Source organism: Vagococcus sp. WN80Y (assembly GCF_059621045.1).
On sequence record NZ_JCAQHY010000141.1, the window covers coordinates 14011 to 32552 of the forward strand.

Here is an 18542-nt window from a genome sequence, read left to right on the forward strand (position 1 = left end):
ATTAATAAGAATGATAATCTGGGAATAGTAAGTGCAGCACATCTTGAGTCAGTCGACGCCCCTGACCAGCAAAAGGATAAGCGTGCATGTGCATTGCTGGATTAAAGTTAGCTTCAATAATCCCATAGGCGCGACTATCACGAATCGCTGGAATCGTCTTATCTGGAATAATCAAATCAATCCCACTAATTTTAGCCCCCAGCGCTTCTACAGCCTCTACGGCAATTTGCTTGTAGCTATCATCAAAGTCATCCGTAATATCGATCGAATCTCCGCCCGTACTCACATTCGAATTTTCGCGCAAGTAGACAATGACTCCCTCTGGTAAAACATCCTCTACTGTATAGCCCTGCTCCTTCAACATGAGTTTTTCCAACTCCCCTAGTTGAATCAGCTCCAAAGGTGATCGGTGATGACTGCCACGTAGTGGGTCTTGATTTTTCTCGGCGACCAATTGAGCGATCGTCTGCTTGCCATCTCCTGTGACATTTGCTGGAATCCGTAGCAAGATAGCTTTTACATGACCATTAATAACAAAAAAGCGGTATTCAGTCCCTGGTAAGAATTCCTCCACTAAGACCTCGGTATCTTCTTTAAATGCAATCCTAAGCCCGGCTTGATAATCCTCAAAACTAGCGCCCTCTTTAAATACAGAGATACCGATTCCGTAGTTTGTCGATTTAGGCTTAATTACAATTCCTCGCTCAGCGAAATAACCGTAGCTCGCAAGCGCCTCTTCCATCGTCGCAAATTCTTTGCCACCTGGTACTTGAAAGCCTGCTCTTGCTAATACTTTTTTCGTCGCTGTTTTGTTTGCCATCAACAAAGGTACAACATAGGTATCTTTACTTGTCATATTGGCATTTTTTACATACTCAACATGCTTGCCAAACCTTAGCTTTAAAAACTGATCATGACGATCTAGTACTTCTACGTCTATCCCCATCTGCATACTATCAAACATCAACAACTGAGTGGATAATTCCATATCACGAAAACCTGCTAGCTGGTACGGCTTCTCCCATGCTTTTTCATGATAAGCGCGCCCTTTTTCCAAAGCAAGGTCATGCTGGCTCTCTCCCTCAGCGACCTGTGTTAACCACTTACCTGACAAAGTCTTAGTGGGATCTTCAAAATAATCGGCTGCCTCAGCAATCATTTCCTTCAATCGCTCTGGCAACTTAATAGCCTGAGCCATCTCTTTCATTCCTTCGATCAGCTCTAACCCTTCTGACCGCAGCTCCGTCTGACTCAGTGGATTTTCTAGTGCCACTTGATTATTTAAGCGATCGCCATCACGCAATAACTGATCTTTATCGGCACCTTCATTATCCAACCAAAGCATGTACATCAAAAATAATTGAATAAATTCGATGTTAGCCTCCGTAATACCATAAGGCGCAAAAGGATCGTTATCGATATTACGAACCTCCATATACTGCACCCCATAATCTTTCAGATCAGAGACCTTTTTCCCACCTCTTAATCTTACAGGCGAATAAAATTCTTTATCCTCAGACATAACCCCTTGGTCCACTAAGGCTTCTATTTCCTCCACATACGCTTGAATTGACCGATAAGAAACAAAAACATCGTCATGATTTGTATACCCAAACTTACTGTTACGAATACTACGCACAGGTTCATCAGGAATATCTGTGTCACAGCCAGTGAAATAACCATCCTCAGATAGTGGTGAGGCTCCTAATAAATAGGTGATAAACCACCGATAACGCAAATAATTACGGGACACTTTCAAATAAACTTCTGTTTTAAATGACTCAAAATCAATAATAGCTGTCTGCTCCGCATAAAGTCGCTCAATCATCTCTGGAGAAAACTCAAAATTATAATGAATACCACTTACCATCTGTTTGCGTTTCCCATACGAACGCGCTAAATAGCGTCGATAAAGAACATCTTCGAAGCGTTCCAGCTTCGCAATGATAATATCTTCATCCTTTTCAGGCAAGGCTGGTGGCATACTTAACGGCCAGAGCATCTCATCTTTATTCATAGAACGCAAGGCCACTTCATGGATGGCCGCCAAATGTTCCAAAGCTTCCCGTGGCGAATTAGCAACTGGCGTGATTAATTCTAGCTGGGTTTCACTAAAATCGGTTTGAATAGATGGATGGAAATTACGACTTCCTAAGGTGCTTGGATGATCCGTCGTAGCCAGCTTTCCCTCTAGTGTCACCCGCTGACTTTCCTTTTCTATTCCAAAACGCGCTTCTTTAAATAACGCGCTAATTTTATCTTTACTCAATGCTGTTTGTAATGTCTTCATCTAATTAAATTCACCTCTATAATTTTGTACTCTTTGAACTGATTATAGCATTGTCCTAAATAAAATGCTGTTAATTGATTTACAACTATTAACATGTAATGAAGGGTGACTTGACTCATTCCCAACGCTTCAAGTTTCCCTCGATAAAAAATATCCTCGCGCTTAAAACACTAATTATTTTTTTATCATAAAAGAGTCGCTAGCTAACAATTAATTGATCCGTTGTTACTTAACTAAAAGAACACCTTAATGCTTCTAAACTACCTTAACTAAAAAAGAATGGTTTTCTAAGGAAAGACTGTTATACTAAGAAAACAGAGTGGTTTTAAGTCGGTGGCAAATCCTATTCAAAGGAGTGTGATGCTTATGAACGTATCATTAAATCCAAAGAAAGGGAGGTGCCTTGTGAGTGTAGCTGAAGCAATTGGTCTAATGTTTGGATTTGGAATGTTTATCATTTCATTTCTAAATCTTATACTAAAGATCAGTAATAAACACAGCAAAAAAGACCGTCAATAAAACTCTTTAGCCGGAGTTGACAGGTCTTTTTGTTAATTTCTGCTACCGTTCTTAGAACGGTTAGCTCTGTGGTTAAAGAGTCGTGTTAGCGCACGACTCTTTTTCTATTTCAGTGTAACACTTTCAAATGACTTTCACAAGAAATCTTTGTTTTATACAAAAGAAGGGTAAAGTACATTAATCTAAGCCTTGCTTTTCACTTCCTCAACTATCTGTTAACTAAATCTGTGTACAACTCAAATGCTTCTTTATCCGTATAGGTTTCGTGTACAATTTTAGCAATACAGACTGCCATAGCTTTCGGGTTATGACTTTGAAAAATATTTCTTCCCATATCCAATCCAGCCGCACCTTCACTAATGGCATTATAAGCTAATGTTAACGCATCTTGCTCTGATAATTTTTTCCCGCCAGCAACAACTATTGGCACAGGACAAGCAGAAACAACTTCTGAAAAATTCTCACAATAATAAGATTTAACGATATTAGCCCCTAGCTCTGCTACAACTCTTGTTGCTAACTTGAAGAAGCGATCCGTTCTTTCCATATCTTTCCCAACAGCTATCACTCCCATAGTAGGAATGCTATGACGAATACCATGATTAACTGTCTGCGATAGGTTATCTAAACTTGATAATTGACCATCTGCTCCAATAAATGTCTGAACCGCCATACAATCAGCATTCATTCTGACAGCATCTTCAATATCTACAGCGTTTATTTCAAAACTTAAATCATCCTGTAACATAGTCGAACCTGAAGTTGTTCTTAAGGCAATTCCTTTAGTCATAGCAGGGTTCACGCTAGTTCTTAACGCACCCCGTGTCCCCATCAAAACATCTACTTCATCAATCACTTCTGGAATAATAACATCTAGTCTCTCTAATCCAGCCGTCGATCCCATAAAATAGCCATGATCAAATGCAAACATCACTGTTTTTCCACTTACTGGGTTAAAAATATTCGTTAAACGTTTCTTCATTCCCCAATCCAAATGAGCAGCTCCCTTTACATGAAAATCACCGCCTACATTAAATTCTTTGTCTAAATGATAATCCTTTGCTACTTTTAAACCATCTAAATCTGCCATGATAATCCTCCATTAATTAATTTATTTTCTAAAAGTTGTAATCATCTACATTATCTACCGTATAAACGGTTCGTTCAGGTAATACTACAACTCCAGAATCCTCAAGATCTTTTGCTTTAGGATCTAACACACTGTTATTTAACACCTCTACTTCACCGATATCTGGAATATCAATTTTATCACCGACTTTCACCTCATTACCTGAGGCAAGATAATTAGCCAAATAAACTGCCATCCCTCCTTGAATAGTGACATCCCATAACCCCCATCGATCCAGAACATTAGCCTTCGCGTAGTCCTTAATCGAATTAGGTGAAGCAAACCCAGTAATCGTGATATCGTCTTTTGTTAATTTGTTATTTTGAGCAGCCTGTAATTGTCCTGGCAAAGCTGTTGAATCATTGGCAATAATCAAGTCAATGTCTTTATGAGCTGAAAGAATTGCTTCCCCTACTGTAATCGCCTTCTCTGCATTTTGTTCACTGTAATAATTATCTGGGGCCACATTTTCCCAGTTAGGGAAGTTCTTTTTAATGTACTCTTCACCTGCTTTTTGCCAAGAATTTTGATCTGCTACAGTTGATTGCGAGTAGTGCCAAACATACTTGATTTTATCTTTTTTGGGATCCTTTCCTCGATTGGTTAGCCCGTCATTTCCCATATCAACTAACATTTGCCCCAACTGCTCTGGCGTCCCTTGAGAAACCATCAACGATCGAGCATCTACTGACACATCTGAATCCCATGTCGTAACAGCTACACCAGCTTTCTTCGCCTGCTTTAAAACATCGTCTAGCCCTGTTGCGTCAACTGCTGAAACCGAAATTGCATCTGCCCCTTGTTGGATGGCATTGTTGATAATCGTCACTTGATTGGCTACAGAAGCTTCTGGATTACCATCATACTTTACTGTAAAGCCATTCTTCTTAGCCATCTCTTGAGCACCGTCATTGCCCGATTCAAAGAAGGCATTCCCTGTTAACTTTGGTACAAAAACAACTAACTTGCCATCTTCTGCTCCCTTGTTTTTTCCTCCTGCCTCATCTGATGCTCCTGAACACCCTCCAATCAAGATCGAAGAAACAGCTAAAACTGCCATACTCATTAACTTTTTATGCTTCATTCTAATTCTCCTTTTTATTCATAATTTTATTAAAGACATTTTTAATAATTCCACCATCAATAAACGATCGTAAAATCAGTGATACAATCAGTAAAATTCCAACTGGGATATCTAAATACTGAGTATTCACTCCCGACATTGACAAACCAAAACGCATAATACCAATTACAACTGAAGCAAGCGCTGTCCCTATAACATGACCTTTTCCTCCTGTATTTAGCGTTCCACCTAAAACCACAGCTGTAATAATAGGTAAAGTGAGCTCTTTACCAAAATCTGCTTTTGCCGTCCCCAGATACCCAGTCAAAACAATTCCAGCTATTGCGGCACTAATCCCTGAAATCATGTACGTACTCATAATAATCCCATTTGTTTTAATCCCAGAATACTCGGCAGAATTGCGATTAACACCAATCAAAAATATTTTGCGCCCATATTGAGTCTTATGTAGTAAGACATAACAACAGATAATAAGAACTAAAAACAAGATAACTTGATTAGGAATTCCCAAAACACTTCCACGAAAAAGATGAGTGAAACGCTCTGGAAAACCACTAATGCCTTTGTATGATTCTACTGAACTAATGCTGGTTGCTGCTAAAGCCAGACCTGAAAAAAGAAAGGAGCCGCCTAAAGTTATAACCATTGGTTGAACATCTGTATTAGCAATAAGCGCTCCACTAAATAACCCACTAGCCGCTCCAATTAACACTCCTAGTAAACTAGCTAACCAAATATTTAAACCAAATTCTTGCCAAAGTAAGCCTATTGAAATTGAAGTTAGCCCCACAATCGAGCCAGCTTGAATATCAATTCCGCCTGTTATCATGACAAACGTTACGGCCAAAGAAATAATACAAATCGGCATAAAATCATTGATACTTCCTAAGAAAACGACAGGATTCAAAAACCTCGGATTAATTGCTCCAAAAATAATCATCTCTCCAATTAATAAGGCGATTAAAAAATACTCCCACCGCCACGTTAACTTAATTTTGGGGCGTTGTTTCTCCAAGTTATTGTTTATCATTTCCATCACTATTCCTCCTCAACTATCTGACAACCATTTTGCCCATTCTTCAACAACACTCAAACTATCTATTAGTCCCAGAAAAAGCAATCTGATAGTTCGACTACGGCAGGCCTCATACATCTATCAACGTTCATTCAATTTTTGCTGCTAAACGCTGTTGTCTTAATTTTTCAATTGACCGTTTATTCATTACAGCTCCCACCACAACAATCAAAATCAGTATTAAGCCTGTAATAGTATTATCAAACGTTGAAGGGAAGCCTAAGAAAACTAATACTCGACTAATTGAGGCCATAATGATAGAGCCTGTAACAGCTCCCCAAACAGTGCCGACACCTCCATTTAGATTAATACCACCAATAACACAGGCTGCAATCGCCGTCATTTCATAACCCATACCTGCTGTCGGTGTAATAAATCCGACACGACTAGCGTATAGTACGCCAGCAACAGCTGCTAAAACACTACATGTAATGAAGCTAATCAACTTTGTTTTATTAATCGGTATTCCAATCAATTTCGCTCCATCTTCATTATCGCCAATCGCTACAAAAGACTTACCTTGATCTGTTCGTGTTGTATATATATAAATGACTAGCGCTAAAACCAAAACACTCAAATAGAAAATAGAGACTGTTCCAAATAAGTCTTTCTGAGCCAACCTTTTAAATCCTAAAGGTAAATTTTCTATCCATTTACCGCCCGTATAAACATAAATTAACCCACGCACAATGCCATTAGTTCCAAGCGTCATAATTATTGAAGGTATTTTGAAGTAAAGAACTCCTAGTGCATTAACTATTCCGACAAATGCTCCAAAAATCACCGCAGCAACTAACGCTATAAAAATAGATTGTCCTTGAGTAATGAAATTCCCTGCTAGAGCGGCAGAAAATCCCAATGTTGCACCGATTGATACATCTATTTCACCAATAAATAAAACAAAGGCCATTCCAATCGCTACAAGTGCGTATACAACACTACCATTAATTGTTTGAAAAATATTCTTACTCCCAAGAAAACTAGAGTTAAACATCCCCACCATCAAAAAAATTAAAACGATTACAATTACTGACATAAACTCTCTTGATTTAATCATTTTTTTCAATTAGACCACCTCTTTCACTACACCGAATGCCGCACTCATTAAATTATCGGGAGTAATGTCTGTCATATTAAATTCTTGATTAATTCTCCCACGATACATTGTAAGAGCCCGATCAGATAATTGAACTATTTCTTCCATATCCGAAGAGATTAATAAAATAGCTACCCCCTGCTCCTTAAGCTTATAGATAATTTTATAGACATCTTCTCTAGCACCTGCATCTATCCCACGAGTCGGTTCATCTAATATCAATATTTTAGGAACCGAAGCTAACGCTCGTGCAATAACAATTTTTTGTTGATTGCCTCCTGAAAGAGCCCCAATCTCTTGATCGATTCCAGTAGCCTTAATCACAAATGATTGTTGATACTCTTTGTAAAGCAATCGATCATAGTTACGATTAATAAATACTTTCCCCATCGAACTTAAGGAAGCAGATGAAATATTCATCCCAATGTCACTAATTCTAAAAATGCCATTTTTGAATCGATCTTCTGGAACATAATTTAATCCTGATTCAATCACTTGTTTAGTAGTCATTCCAGTTATATCTACCCCTGAAACATAAACCTTGCCTTTCTTCACTTTATCTCTTCCAAAAATAGTTTCAACCAGCTCCGTTCGTCCTGCGCCAACAACGCCTGCCAATCCGAGTATTTCTCCTGCTCGAACGTCTAATTCAATATCAGCAAAACCATGACCAGACAAACCATCAATCTTAAAAATCACTTCATCACTAGATTTATTCGCCATTGTTTTCCTATTTTCAACTTTCAGTTCTACATCATCTGGCAACAACGCTTGAATCAATTTTTGATTAGTAAACTCACTCACGTTTCCTTCTGATGTAATCTTTCCATCTCTCATAATCGCTACTCGACTAGCGATTTCGAAAACCTCATTTAGTCTATGAGTAATGTAAATAATTCCAACTCCTTTACTTTTTAACTTATCAACAATTTCAAATAGTGATTGAATTTCATTAAACGTTAAAGAACTTGTCGGTTCATCCAAAATCAATATTTTAGAATTCCGGATCAACCCTTTAATTATCTCAACTAATTGTTGCTCTGCAATTGATAAAGTTGTTGCTTGTCGCTGTATGTCTAATTTCCATCCTAACTCTGTTATTAAATGTTGTAATCGTTTCTTATTATCAGCTTTCTTGCCATCAAGCCCTAATAAAACATTCTCTTCTATTGTCATGTTTGAAAAAAGCATTGGCTCCTGCGGAACTAAGTAAACACCATTAGAGAGTGCTGCCGATGGGGTGAATTTTTTTAGAACAACACCATCAATAGTCAGATTCCCTCTATCACACCGATAAATTCCCATAATAATCTTCATTAAAGTACTTTTTCCTGCTCCGTTTCCTCCAATAATTGCCAATACATCTCCAGCATACAAGCGCATATCAATTCCTTTTAGTACATGGTTCTTACCAAAAGATTTTGAAATATCTTGGCAATTCAATAAGGGTGTTTGTTTCATTATAATAACAACCTCCTTCAATAACTTTTGTCTCAGCTTTTAACTCAAGTTTCAAACTTTTGAATATAAACTAAAACTTTTGTAACAAATGATTGCTAACTTCTTGACCTCAGTTTATATTGAAACCGCTTATATGTCAACATGTAATTTTTGATAATTATAAACTTCTTGATTTAACTATAAACATTTGTTATAATTATATCACAAAAGTATAGAAAGAGGAATTTTATGACTAATAAAGAAATAGCCAATATGTACGAAAGATCCTTACTCACTAAAGTAGTCTGGATGTACTATATAGAAGGTATGACTCAAAAAAGCATCGCTGATTCAATCGGAATAACGCGTTTGAAGGTAATTAAAATGCTAGAAGAAGCTCGAGCATTAAATCTAATTCAATTCAAAATTCCAGTTGCAGATCGCGAGAAAATTGAAACCGAGCAAACATTAATGACAACATTTGGCTTAAAAGATGTTTTTATCGTCCCAACAAGTGATCAAGATAATATCAACGAATCCATCGCTCAAGCGGCGGCAATGTATATCAATGACATGATTAGTGACAACGCTTATATCAACATGGGATATGGTGATACTTTAGGACGAATCGTTAACAACTTAGCTAATATATCTGATAAAAGATTATCAATCATTTCAATGACAGGTGGGGTTTCCCCATATTTACCAAATAATAAATCTAATATTTTTAATGCTCAACTCTATTTACTTCCCTCACCACTTTTGATGAGCTCTGAACAAACAGCGAAGAGTATTTTATTAGAGGACCCCATTAAAGAAATCATGGAAATGACTAACTTAGCTAATATAAGCGTTGTAGGTATCGGCGGCATGGATGACGAGGCCACAATCATCAAATCAGATATCCTGAGTAAAAACGACTTTGTTAAGTTAGAAATGAAAGGAGCGGTTGGAGATGTTCTAATGCATTTTATTAACAAAGAGGGACAATTAGTTGAATCAGACATCGAAAAAAAATTGGTGGGGATTAGCTTAGATAAAGTCAAGTCTTTCGATAATATCATCGGGGTTGCTGCTGGCAAAAGTAAGACCGCTGCTATCAAAGCTGCTCTTAAAGGGGGATATATCAACACCCTCATCACAAATGAAGAAACAGCAAGAGAATTAATTAAGGAGGATTAATATTATGAACAAAAGGTTTCTTCTCGCTTTAGACGGAGGAACAGGTAGTTTTAGGGCAGTCGCTTTTGATTTCTTCGGAAATCAAAAAGCCATTGCTCAACGAGAATGGCATCATTTACCGGACCCTCGTTATCCAGGTAGCATTAACTTTAATTGTAAAGAAAATTGGTTAATAATTACTGAATGTATTCGCGAATTACTGATAACATCAAGTATTTCTGCCGAAGAAATCGCCGCCATAAGCACCACCACTATGCGTGAAGGCTTCGTTCTATACGATGAGGCAGGTCATGAACTGTTAGCGTTTTCTAATGTAGATGCCAGAAGCCAGCAAGAGGCCGTCGACCTTAAAAACAACTATCCTTCACTAGAAAAAGAGCTCTATCAAATTTCCGGACACTCTTTCGCCCTGAGCGCCATTCCAAGATTACTTTGGGTAAAAAAGAATGAACCAGAAATTTATAGCAAAATGCGCACTATTAATATGCTCAACGATTGGATTACCTACAAACTCACAGGAATCCTTTCCACCGAGCCAAGTAACGCTAGCACAACAGGTCTTTTTTCACTAGAAGAACGATCATGGGACAAAAAAATAGCCAAACAAGTCAACCTCAAAGACAATATTTTCCCACCTGTAATTGAAAGCGGTTATCAAATTGGTGGAGTGACTAATAATATAGCCAAATTAACAGGGCTTTTACCTAATACTCCCGTTATTGCTGGAGGTGGAGATGCCCAATTAGGATCAATCGGAGTTGGAGCAACAAAAAAGAATCAGGCCGCTCTTTTCGGTGGAAGCTTTTGGCAATATGAATTTAATGTGGATAAGCCAGCACCTGACCCTTCTCATCGAGTTAGACTCAATTGCCACGCAATCAATAACATTTGGCAATTCGAATCAATCGCCTGGAATCCCGGTTTAGCCATGCGTTGGTTTAGAGATGCCTTTTGTCAAAATGAAAAACAACAAGCCATATCCACAGGAACTGACGTTTACTCTTTACTCGATGAGCACACCTCAACAATTCCAGCTGGATGCAATGGAATGTATGCGCTTTTCTCAAACGAAATGAACTTCTTGAATTTAAAACATTGCGCACCAACATTCACTAACTTTTCATTAGATTCAGAAAAGTTTAACAAATACACTTTCTATAAAGCCATCATGGAAAGTGCTGGAATTGTAACCTATGGGCATTTGTCATACATTGATTCCTTAACACGGCAAAGTCCAGCAACTATAATTTTTGCAGGTGGCGCCTCTAACAACACTAGCTGGTGCCAAATCATCTCAGATATTACTGGTAAAACCATTAAAACACCTGTCGTCAAAGAAGCGACAGCATTAGGTGCAGCCTTCTTAGCTGGCATCGGCGTAGGTATTTATCATGATTTAACTGAAACAGAGGCCTTTATTAAATGGGATAAACACTTCTATCCTGATCAAACAAATCATAAAATTTACAAGAAGGTATACGCAGATTGGCAAAAAATCTATCAGTCACAGTTATCCCTGAGCGATCAAGGATTGACTAAGCATATGTGGATTGCGCCAGGCGTAAAATAGAAAGGTGTGGAAATATGTTTTATATTGATGAAAAAGAAAAAGACTATCGCTTCGGTGACAGTGGACCAAAATACCTGATGAAAGGACCTCGTTCCAATTTTGCTGTGGTTCGGTTTAATCCAGGACAAGATTTCCCCGCTCATTACCACAATATCATGGAAGAAAATTTTTATGTTATTGAAGGGAAAATTGATATTTATGTTGACGAGAAAAAGATTACTTTAGAAAAAGGACAATTCATTCATATTGCCCCTAAGGAAGTTCACTACGTAAAAAATAATTACAATGAACCAATTCTAATGATTTCAACCTTAGCTCCTTTTCAAGAAATTGATAAAATCGATGCACCAGACTTTGTCCCTCATAATTAAGTTAAATTCTCTTTTCTACTTTTAGAGATATAGACAAAAAAACAGCATGGTTTGACGGCTAAAAACCCTCAAAAACCATGCTGTTACTTTAATCATTTGTCAATAATTCTTTAAACATGCCATTAATAAAGTCACTTGGATTAAACGGCTGTAGATCGTCAATCCCTTCACCTAAACCAACTAATTTAACAGGCAGATGTAATTCATTTCGAATCGCCAAAACCATCCCACCTTTAGCCGTGCCGTCCAATTTAGTCAAAACAAGCCCCGTAACATTCGTCGTTTCCTTGAATTGCTTCGCTTGAACCATGGCATTTTGACCAGTCGTCGCATCAACTACTAGCATCACCTCATGAGGACCATCAGGGATTTCACGTTGAATCACTCGCTTGATTTTTTCTAACTCATTCATCAAGTTTACTTTATTTTGTAAGCGTCCGGCAGTATCCACTAATAAAATATCCGCCTGTTGCTCCTGCGCTTTCTCGATCGCATCGTACACAACAGCCGCAGGATCACCTCCCGCCTTGCCACGAACAACTTCTACCTGAGCACGTTCGCCCCAGACAACTAACTGATCAATCGCTCCCGCTCTAAACGTATCCGCCGCGGCCATTAAGACCTTTTTACCAGCTTCACGGTATTGATTCGCTAACTTCCCAATACTTGTCGTCTTACCGACACCGTTGACGCCAACAAATAACATGACTGTCAAGCCAGTTGGTTGAATGTTCAAGTCATTGTTTTCGCCCTCGTCACCTTCTTCATATATCTCAACCATTTTTTCAATGATTGCCTTTTGGACATCGCTATTCTTTTTGGCATTACGCAACTTAACTTCTTGTCGTAGCTCATCCGTAATTTGCAAACTTGTTTCAAAGCCCACATCCGCTGTAATTAAAGTTTCTTCCAATTCTTCAAAGAAATCCTCATCAACACTACGGAAATTAGCCATCAACTCATTTAACACTTGTGAAAACGTTCGACGTGTTTTTTTCAAGCCTTTATCCATTTTCTTGGCGGACTCAGATTCTGTCGACGGTTCTGGTTCTGGTTCTGGCTCTGGCTCTGCCGTAACCTCTGGCACCTCCTCAACCTTAACAGGGGGAACCTCAACAATCTCAATCGACACCTCAGGAACGACTACAGGTTCTTCTTCACTTTCAACTTCAACCTCAGAAATGACTTCTTCAAGATCCGCAACAGAAGGCTGTACCTCAGTTATTTCTGGCTCTTCCACAGGTAACTGCTCAACCGGTTCCGCTTCAATCAGCGCCTCTTCAGCACTCTCTTCCTCGACAGTCTCAACTGTATCTGAAAGTTTCTCTTCACCTTCTAGGGTATCGACCTCTGGCTCAACAACTTCTTCTGCCACTTGATCAGCTTGCTCTCCAGTAAAAACTTTTTTCAGCTTATTAAAAAATCCCAAATGATTAACCTCCTTTTTCCATATCAGGATAGACCTTTATCCTACTATCTTTTATTTACTCACTTATATCTCTAGTTTAACACAAATTTCTCAACCGCAGTCGCCACACCGTCATCCTCATTAGAATCCGTAATATATTGAGCCGCTTCTTTAATTTCAACCGAAGCATTTGCCATCGCTACCCCTAAACCTGCGTAAGCGATCATTGACAAGTCATTCTCCTCGTCACCTAAGGCCATCATCTCACTGGCATCAATCCCTAAGATTTGCCCCAGCTTAATCAAACCGTTCGCCTTCGTAACGTGTTTATTCAAAAATTCAAACAATCGTTCACCTGATCGAACAATATTATACCGCTCATGGTAACTCTCAGGAATTTTAGGTAGCTGCTGTTCCAAATAAGTCCCATCGACTGCGCAGACCATCTTATTAAAATCTCGACCTTGAGGAAGCTCCTCTAAAGTTTTATCTTCAAATGTTAAGATCGAGTTCAATTGATTGTATACAGATGGATACGCCTCAGGCTGCGGCTGAATCCTAAAAACCGTCTCATTTGACACGACATCTAGCGGTAACTCTAAGGACGCAGTCAATTGATACAAGGTTTCAATATCCTCAAAGCTCATGACATCCTTTGACAAGATTTCCCCAGTATCATTTTTCTGAACCAAGCCACCATTAAACGTCACAGCATAATCCCCCGGCTCCGTTAATCCCAAGGTTTCCAAATGGCCAACCACCGAATTTAGTGGCCGACCTGTACATAAAACAACCTTAACTCCCTGAGCTTTCGCTCGCTTTAATGTCTCACAATTACGCGCAGAAATGCGCTTATCATCTGTTAATAAGGTGCCATCTAAATCAATGGCGATTAATTTAATCATCTCAATTGATTCCTTTCATATTAGTTGACATTTTCAACTAATTAATCACGCTGTTTCAATTTCAATGTCGCCACGCTCGTTGATTTCTTCCAAGCGAACAGACACAATTTTCGATACCCCAGATTCCTGCATGGTCACACCATAAAGCACATCAGCTGCTTCCATCGTCCCTTTTCTATGAGTAATCACGATAAATTGAGTGTCGTCTTCAAAATGACTAAGATACTGACCAAAGCGTGCAACATTGGCCTCATCAAGAGCCGCTTCAACCTCATCGAGCACACAGAAAGGAACAGGGCGCACTTGAATAATTGAAAACAGCAAAGCAATCGCCGTTAGTGCACGCTCACCACCAGATAGCAAGCTTAAACTTTGTAGCTTCTTACCAGGCGGTTGTGCCACAATCTCAATCCCCGTATTCAGTAAATCAGTTGGATCAGTCAAACGTAAATCCGCATGTCCACCGCCAAACATATTAGGGAAAACAATTCTAAACTTCTCACGAATCGCTGTAAAGACTTCTTCAAATTTCTCCTTAACGATGTCATCCATTTCGTTCATCGTTTCAAATAAACTGTCCTTCGCATCAAGTAAATCATCTCGTTGAGTAATTAAGAACGTATAGCGCTCGTTAACCGACTCATACTGCTCAATCGCCCCCATATTAACAGGCCCTAAACCATCGATTTCTCGTTTCAAACTGCGGATTTTCCCCTTAGCCTCTTCAAATTCAACCTCGAGAGGATACATATCTTTCCCCGCCTCATAGGTGAGACTATAGTCCTCTTGAAGATGCTGTAGCGCATTATCCATGCCAACTTCCGAACGACTCTTAATCACTTCAGCCTTGGATTTTTTTCCAAGTAACTCCTGTTGGTTTTTATTAGCCGTCGTCAAATCCGTATCTAATTCAGCAATTTTCTGATGGACAGCTTCCCGCTCTTCTTTCAAGTTAACTAAAAGCTCCTGCAAGCTCGTTTTACGCTCGCTTAACTCAAGCATCCGCCCTTGGATTGATTCCTGAGACTCCGCATGAGTCGAACGATCATCTGTCAACGACCTAATTTGCTCAGCCAAACGATCCGCCTCAGCTTGTGCTTCCTCAACCTGTGCCACTTTATCCGCAATCAGCTGCTGAGAATGAACAATCTGTTCCGAAACAACGGCTACTTTGGATTGGCGATTTTTAAGCTGCTCCTGCGCTTCTTCACGACGCTTCGTGTTGATCGCTTCCTGAGCATCTGTCTGATTCATCTCTTCATCCAATGCCTGACGAGCCTCTTGAATCGTCGCCATTTGTTGAGTCAGCTTAGCCTTTTGAGCCTCATAATCAGCCAAGAAATTAGTTAAGCCTTGGGACTCATTTTCAAAAGACTGCTGCTCTCGAGTTAGCTGCTTCCGCTCAGTCTCAAGCATCTCTAAATTATTTTTTAATTCTTGCTCCTTAATCCGAGCCTTTTCACCTGCTTCACGAAGCTGTTCGAGCTGAATATCCGCGTCAGCGACCTCTTCCTTCAACTCTCGAACAATCGCCTCACGCTTGACCAACTCAGACGACATCTTCGCTACCTGCTCCGTCAAGGTTTGAAGCTCACCCGCTTGGGCAAATAAATTTCCCTGGTTGCCCTTACGCGTAGCTCCCCCAGTCATCGAACCGCCCGGATTCATCACGTCTCCCTCTAAAGAGACTACCCGAAATTGGTAGCGAACCTGCTTGGCGATTTGGTTAGCACTCGCCAAATCACGGGCTAAAATCGTCACACCTAAGAGATTCTCAACCACATTTTTTATCTGAGGCTGAAATGTTACCAACTCACTGGCAATTCCAATAAAACCAGCAGTTCCCTTCAATTCCTGACGAACGGTTTGATTAATAGCTCGTGGTTTAATCGTCGTCAGAGGTAAGAATGTGGCTCGACCTAAGCGTTTATTTTTTAAATAAGCGATCGCTTCGCGACCTGCTCGCTCGTCTTCAACTATCACACTCTGAGCCGCACCACCTAAAGCCGTTTCAATCCCCAAGGCCAATTCCTGAGGGACCGTAATCAACTCAGCAACAGCTCCAACCAAACCAGATAGCTCATCCTTAGCCTTTAAGACTGCACGAACCCCTTGATAAAAGCCCGCATAGTTTTCCTGTAGTTCTTGTAGACTCTTTTGGCGAGCTTTGGCTTGCTGCAAAATTCCCATTGCATCATACATCTGCTTCTCTTTCACCGCAAGCTCTTGCTTCGCCATCTTCGCTACTTTTTGAGCCTCTGCGTATTCTCTCCGCAACTGCTCAAGCGCCTGAGCATGCTTATCTAGCTTTAGATGACCAGCCGTTTCTCGTTCTGATAACTGCTCCTGCTGCTCAATCAACTGTTGATGTTGATCAATCGCCACTTGATTTTTAGTACTTTCCTGTTGATATTGCTTCTCCAAATGCTTTAAATCATTGCTCGTGTTAGCTTGATTTTGCATCAGCTCAACGTACTCACTTCGCAACTCAGCTAAACGTTCCTTAGCTGACTTACTATATGTTTCAACTAGCTCTGTTAACTCGTTGACTGTCGCAACTAATTCAGCTTTTTTGGCTTCTTTTTTAACCAATTCTTGAGTTAAAGTTTCTTTCTCTTCCTCAAAAGCAGCCAGCTTAGCGCGAATACTTTGAAGGGTTTGATCGTACTCAGACGTCGTCTTCTCGGTATTCTTAGAGCGCTCAACCAAGACATTTCTTTGACCCTCAGCTTGTTCATAAGCCTCCGTCACAGACAGCAAATGCTGCTGCTCTAAGTCTAGTTTTTCATCTAAACGCGTTCGCTTATCACGCATATTAATCAACGTACGCTCAAAATTTCCAATCGCTTCACCAACTGATTCTAAGGTGGCATTCACCTCAGTCAATTCTAGCTGGCGCACCTGCCACTCAGCTTTTAATTGATCGATTTCACGAACCGTTACACTCACATCGATCGAGGTTAACTGTTCCTTTAGCTGTAGGTATTTTTTAGCAATATGACTCTGCTCAGCCAAGGGTTCTAACTGCCCCTCTAGCTCATAGATAATATCCTGAACCCGGTTCAAATTATCTTCTGTTTCAAATAATTTTTGCTCCGCTTGTCGCTTGCGCTGTTTGTATTTCAGTACCCCCGCAGCTTCTTCAAAAATCCCTCGGCGATCCTCTGGCTTACTATTAAAAATCGCTTCGACTTTCCCCTGAGAGATAATCGAAAAAGATTCTTTTCCTAAACCAGAATCCATAAAGAGATCTATAATATCCTTTAGACGGCAGCTTTGCTTATTGATATAAAAATCACTTTCGCCCGTTCTTTTTAAACGACGAGTCACGCTAACTTCACTAAAATCAAGTGGCAAAAACCGTTGCTCGTTGTCCAGTACAACCGTTACTTCTGCTATATTTAGCGGCTTGCGTCGAGTTGTTCCAGCAAAAATGACATCTGGCATTTTACCACCACGAAGACTTTTCGCTGACTGCTCACCAAGAACCCAACGAATTGCCTCAGTAATGTTACTTTTACCACTACCATTAGGCCCAACGACAGCTGTCAAGCCACGATCAAACTCAATGACTGTCCGCTCAGCAAAGGATTTAAACCCCGCAATTTCGATTTTTTTTAAATACACGAATACAAGGCCCCTTTCTTCAAACTAAAGCCAGCTGAACAGATGTAAAATTGCCTCATCTGTTCAGCTGATTTGTCTATTTCTTCATCGTCATAATGGCACACTCTGCTGCACGCTGTTCCGCCAATTTCTTCGATTTTCCAACACCCGTTCCAATCACATTGCCACCAACGCTCACTTCCACCGAAAATTGACGGTCATGGGCAGGCCCTTCTTCAAGAACTAAGCGGTATTCAATGTCGATATCACCATTCCGTTGCAAGATTTCTTGCAAAGCGGTCTTATGATCCATCTCATGTGAAAAAGCACCAGATTTAATCTTAGGAAAAACGACCTTCGCCACAAACTTTTCTACTTCGACTAGGCCTTGATCCAAGTACATAGCGCCTAAAAAAGCTTCAAACAGGTCACACAATAAGGACGGACGTTGCCGACCATTAGAGTTTTCCTCGCCTTTTCCTAAACGGATATACTGATCAAATTCGCATTCTTTAGCGAATTTCGCGAGACTGTCCTCGCAAACAATTGCTGCTCGAATTTTTGTTAACTTGCCCTCAGGTAATTTGTCATAAAAACCAAATAAAAACTCTGAGACGATTAACTCTAAAACGGCATCTCCTAAAAATTCCAAACGTTCGTTATCCGCTAATTGCAAATATCGATGCTCATTTACATAAGATGAATGGGTGAAAGCTTGCTCCAATAGTGTTGGATCGGTAAATTCAACTTGATACTTGTGCTTGACGAGCTTTATTAATTGTTCATTCATGTTTGTAACATCCTTACTGAAAAGCTTGAAAGCGACAGACCTGAGCTTTCAACGCTAAACTGATTTTTATATTTTTC

Annotated in this window: 14 protein-coding genes; 4 read left to right on the forward strand and 10 right to left on the reverse strand. The window is 39.8% G+C overall.

Annotation, left to right across the window (positions count from 1 at the left end; genetic code table 11):
* Position 1: 1 nt before the first annotated feature.
* Positions 2-2290 carry a bifunctional glutamate--cysteine ligase GshA/glutathione synthetase GshB gene (gshAB, locus tag AC5KOD_RS08625; protein ID WP_496914145.1) on the reverse strand — a complete coding sequence of 763 codons (2289 nt, stop codon included), beginning with the start codon at positions 2288-2290 and terminating at the stop codon, positions 2-4.
* Between the two features lie 366 nt (positions 2291-2656).
* Here gshAB and AC5KOD_RS08630 point away from each other — a divergent pair, with 366 nt between their 5' ends.
* Positions 2657-2809, forward strand: coding sequence for a putative holin-like toxin (locus tag AC5KOD_RS08630; RefSeq protein ID WP_496914146.1), 153 nt, complete (start codon positions 2657-2659; stop codon positions 2807-2809).
* A 208-nt stretch (positions 2810-3017) separates the two neighbouring features.
* Here the strand turns inward: AC5KOD_RS08630 and lsrF are convergent, their stop codons facing one another.
* The 5 genes from lsrF to AC5KOD_RS08655 form a co-directional block, all read right to left on the reverse strand.
* Positions 3018-3899 carry a 3-hydroxy-5-phosphonooxypentane-2,4-dione thiolase gene (gene lsrF / locus AC5KOD_RS08635; protein ID WP_496914147.1) on the reverse strand — a complete coding sequence of 294 codons (882 nt, stop codon included), beginning with the start codon at positions 3897-3899 and terminating at the stop codon, positions 3018-3020.
* Between the two features lie 28 nt (positions 3900-3927).
* On the reverse strand, positions 3928-5022 hold the full coding sequence (locus tag AC5KOD_RS08640; protein ID WP_496914148.1) for a substrate-binding domain-containing protein: 1095 nt from the start codon (positions 5020-5022) through the stop codon (positions 3928-3930).
* Position 5023: 1 nt separating this feature from the next.
* Positions 5024-6058, reverse strand: coding sequence for an ABC transporter permease (locus AC5KOD_RS08645; protein WP_496914149.1), 1035 nt, complete (start codon positions 6056-6058; stop codon positions 5024-5026).
* A 127-nt stretch (positions 6059-6185) separates the two neighbouring features.
* Positions 6186-7154 carry an ABC transporter permease gene (locus tag AC5KOD_RS08650; protein WP_496914168.1) on the reverse strand — a complete coding sequence of 323 codons (969 nt, stop codon included), beginning with the start codon at positions 7152-7154 and terminating at the stop codon, positions 6186-6188.
* 9 nt (positions 7155-7163) lie between these two features.
* A complete protein-coding gene (locus tag AC5KOD_RS08655) occupies positions 7164-8654 on the reverse strand; it encodes a sugar ABC transporter ATP-binding protein (RefSeq protein ID WP_496914150.1) in 1491 nt (496 codons plus the stop codon).
* A gap of 228 nt (positions 8655-8882) precedes the next feature.
* On the opposite strand from AC5KOD_RS08655, the gene AC5KOD_RS08660 reads away from it, so the two are divergent.
* From AC5KOD_RS08660 to AC5KOD_RS08670, 3 genes are read left to right on the forward strand one after another with little or no spacing between them, the layout of a single operon-like run.
* On the forward strand, positions 8883-9815 hold the full coding sequence (locus tag AC5KOD_RS08660) for a sugar-binding transcriptional regulator (RefSeq protein ID WP_496914151.1): 933 nt from the start codon (positions 8883-8885) through the stop codon (positions 9813-9815).
* A 4-nt stretch (positions 9816-9819) separates the two neighbouring features.
* Complete coding sequence (lsrK, locus tag AC5KOD_RS08665) at positions 9820-11385, forward strand: autoinducer-2 kinase (protein ID WP_496914152.1); 1566 nt, start codon at positions 9820-9822, stop codon at positions 11383-11385.
* 14 nt (positions 11386-11399) lie between these two features.
* Positions 11400-11756 carry a cupin domain-containing protein gene (locus tag AC5KOD_RS08670; protein WP_496914153.1) on the forward strand — a complete coding sequence of 119 codons (357 nt, stop codon included), beginning with the start codon at positions 11400-11402 and terminating at the stop codon, positions 11754-11756.
* An 88-nt stretch (positions 11757-11844) separates the two neighbouring features.
* On the opposite strand, the gene ftsY is transcribed toward AC5KOD_RS08670, so the two are convergent.
* The 4 genes from ftsY to rnc form a co-directional block, all read right to left on the reverse strand.
* Positions 11845-13185 (reverse strand): signal recognition particle-docking protein FtsY, encoded by a 1341-nt coding sequence (gene ftsY, locus AC5KOD_RS08675; RefSeq protein ID WP_496914154.1) that lies wholly within the window; start codon positions 13183-13185, stop codon positions 11845-11847.
* A gap of 71 nt (positions 13186-13256) precedes the next feature.
* Positions 13257-14069: a Cof-type HAD-IIB family hydrolase gene (locus tag AC5KOD_RS08680; RefSeq protein ID WP_496914155.1), complete on the reverse strand. Its 813-nt coding sequence runs from the start codon at positions 14067-14069 to the stop codon at positions 13257-13259.
* A 45-nt stretch (positions 14070-14114) separates the two neighbouring features.
* Positions 14115-17696 carry a chromosome segregation protein SMC gene (gene smc, locus AC5KOD_RS08685; protein ID WP_496914156.1) on the reverse strand — a complete coding sequence of 1194 codons (3582 nt, stop codon included), beginning with the start codon at positions 17694-17696 and terminating at the stop codon, positions 14115-14117.
* Positions 17697-17772: 76 nt separating this feature from the next.
* Positions 17773-18465, reverse strand: coding sequence for a ribonuclease III (gene rnc / locus AC5KOD_RS08690; protein ID WP_496914157.1), 693 nt, complete (start codon positions 18463-18465; stop codon positions 17773-17775).
* Positions 18466-18542: the final 77 nt, after the last annotated feature.

Excerpts from the sequence above, each read along its gene's own strand:
- gshAB (WP_496914145.1), bottom strand. The coding sequence starts at position 2,290 with ATGAAGACATTACAAACAGCATTGAGTAAAGATAAAATTAGCGCGTTA.
- AC5KOD_RS08630 (WP_496914146.1), top strand. The coding sequence starts at position 2,657 with ATGAACGTATCATTAAATCCAAAGAAAGGGAGGTGCCTTGTGAGTGTA.
- lsrF (WP_496914147.1), bottom strand. The coding sequence starts at position 3,899 with ATGGCAGATTTAGATGGTTTAAAAGTAGCAAAGGATTATCATTTAGAC.
- AC5KOD_RS08640 (WP_496914148.1), bottom strand. The coding sequence starts at position 5,022 with ATGAAGCATAAAAAGTTAATGAGTATGGCAGTTTTAGCTGTTTCTTCG.
- AC5KOD_RS08645 (WP_496914149.1), bottom strand. The coding sequence starts at position 6,058 with ATGGAAATGATAAACAATAACTTGGAGAAACAACGCCCCAAAATTAAG.
- AC5KOD_RS08650 (WP_496914168.1), bottom strand. The coding sequence starts at position 7,154 with ATGATTAAATCAAGAGAGTTTATGTCAGTAATTGTAATCGTTTTAATT.
- AC5KOD_RS08655 (WP_496914150.1), bottom strand. The coding sequence starts at position 8,654 with ATGAAACAAACACCCTTATTGAATTGCCAAGATATTTCAAAATCTTTT.
- AC5KOD_RS08660 (WP_496914151.1), top strand. The coding sequence starts at position 8,883 with ATGACTAATAAAGAAATAGCCAATATGTACGAAAGATCCTTACTCACT.
- lsrK (WP_496914152.1), top strand. The coding sequence starts at position 9,820 with ATGAACAAAAGGTTTCTTCTCGCTTTAGACGGAGGAACAGGTAGTTTT.
- AC5KOD_RS08670 (WP_496914153.1), top strand. The coding sequence starts at position 11,400 with ATGTTTTATATTGATGAAAAAGAAAAAGACTATCGCTTCGGTGACAGT.
- AC5KOD_RS08680 (WP_496914155.1), bottom strand. The coding sequence starts at position 14,069 with ATGATTAAATTAATCGCCATTGATTTAGATGGCACCTTATTAACAGAT.
- rnc (WP_496914157.1), bottom strand. The coding sequence starts at position 18,465 with ATGAATGAACAATTAATAAAGCTCGTCAAGCACAAGTATCAAGTTGAA.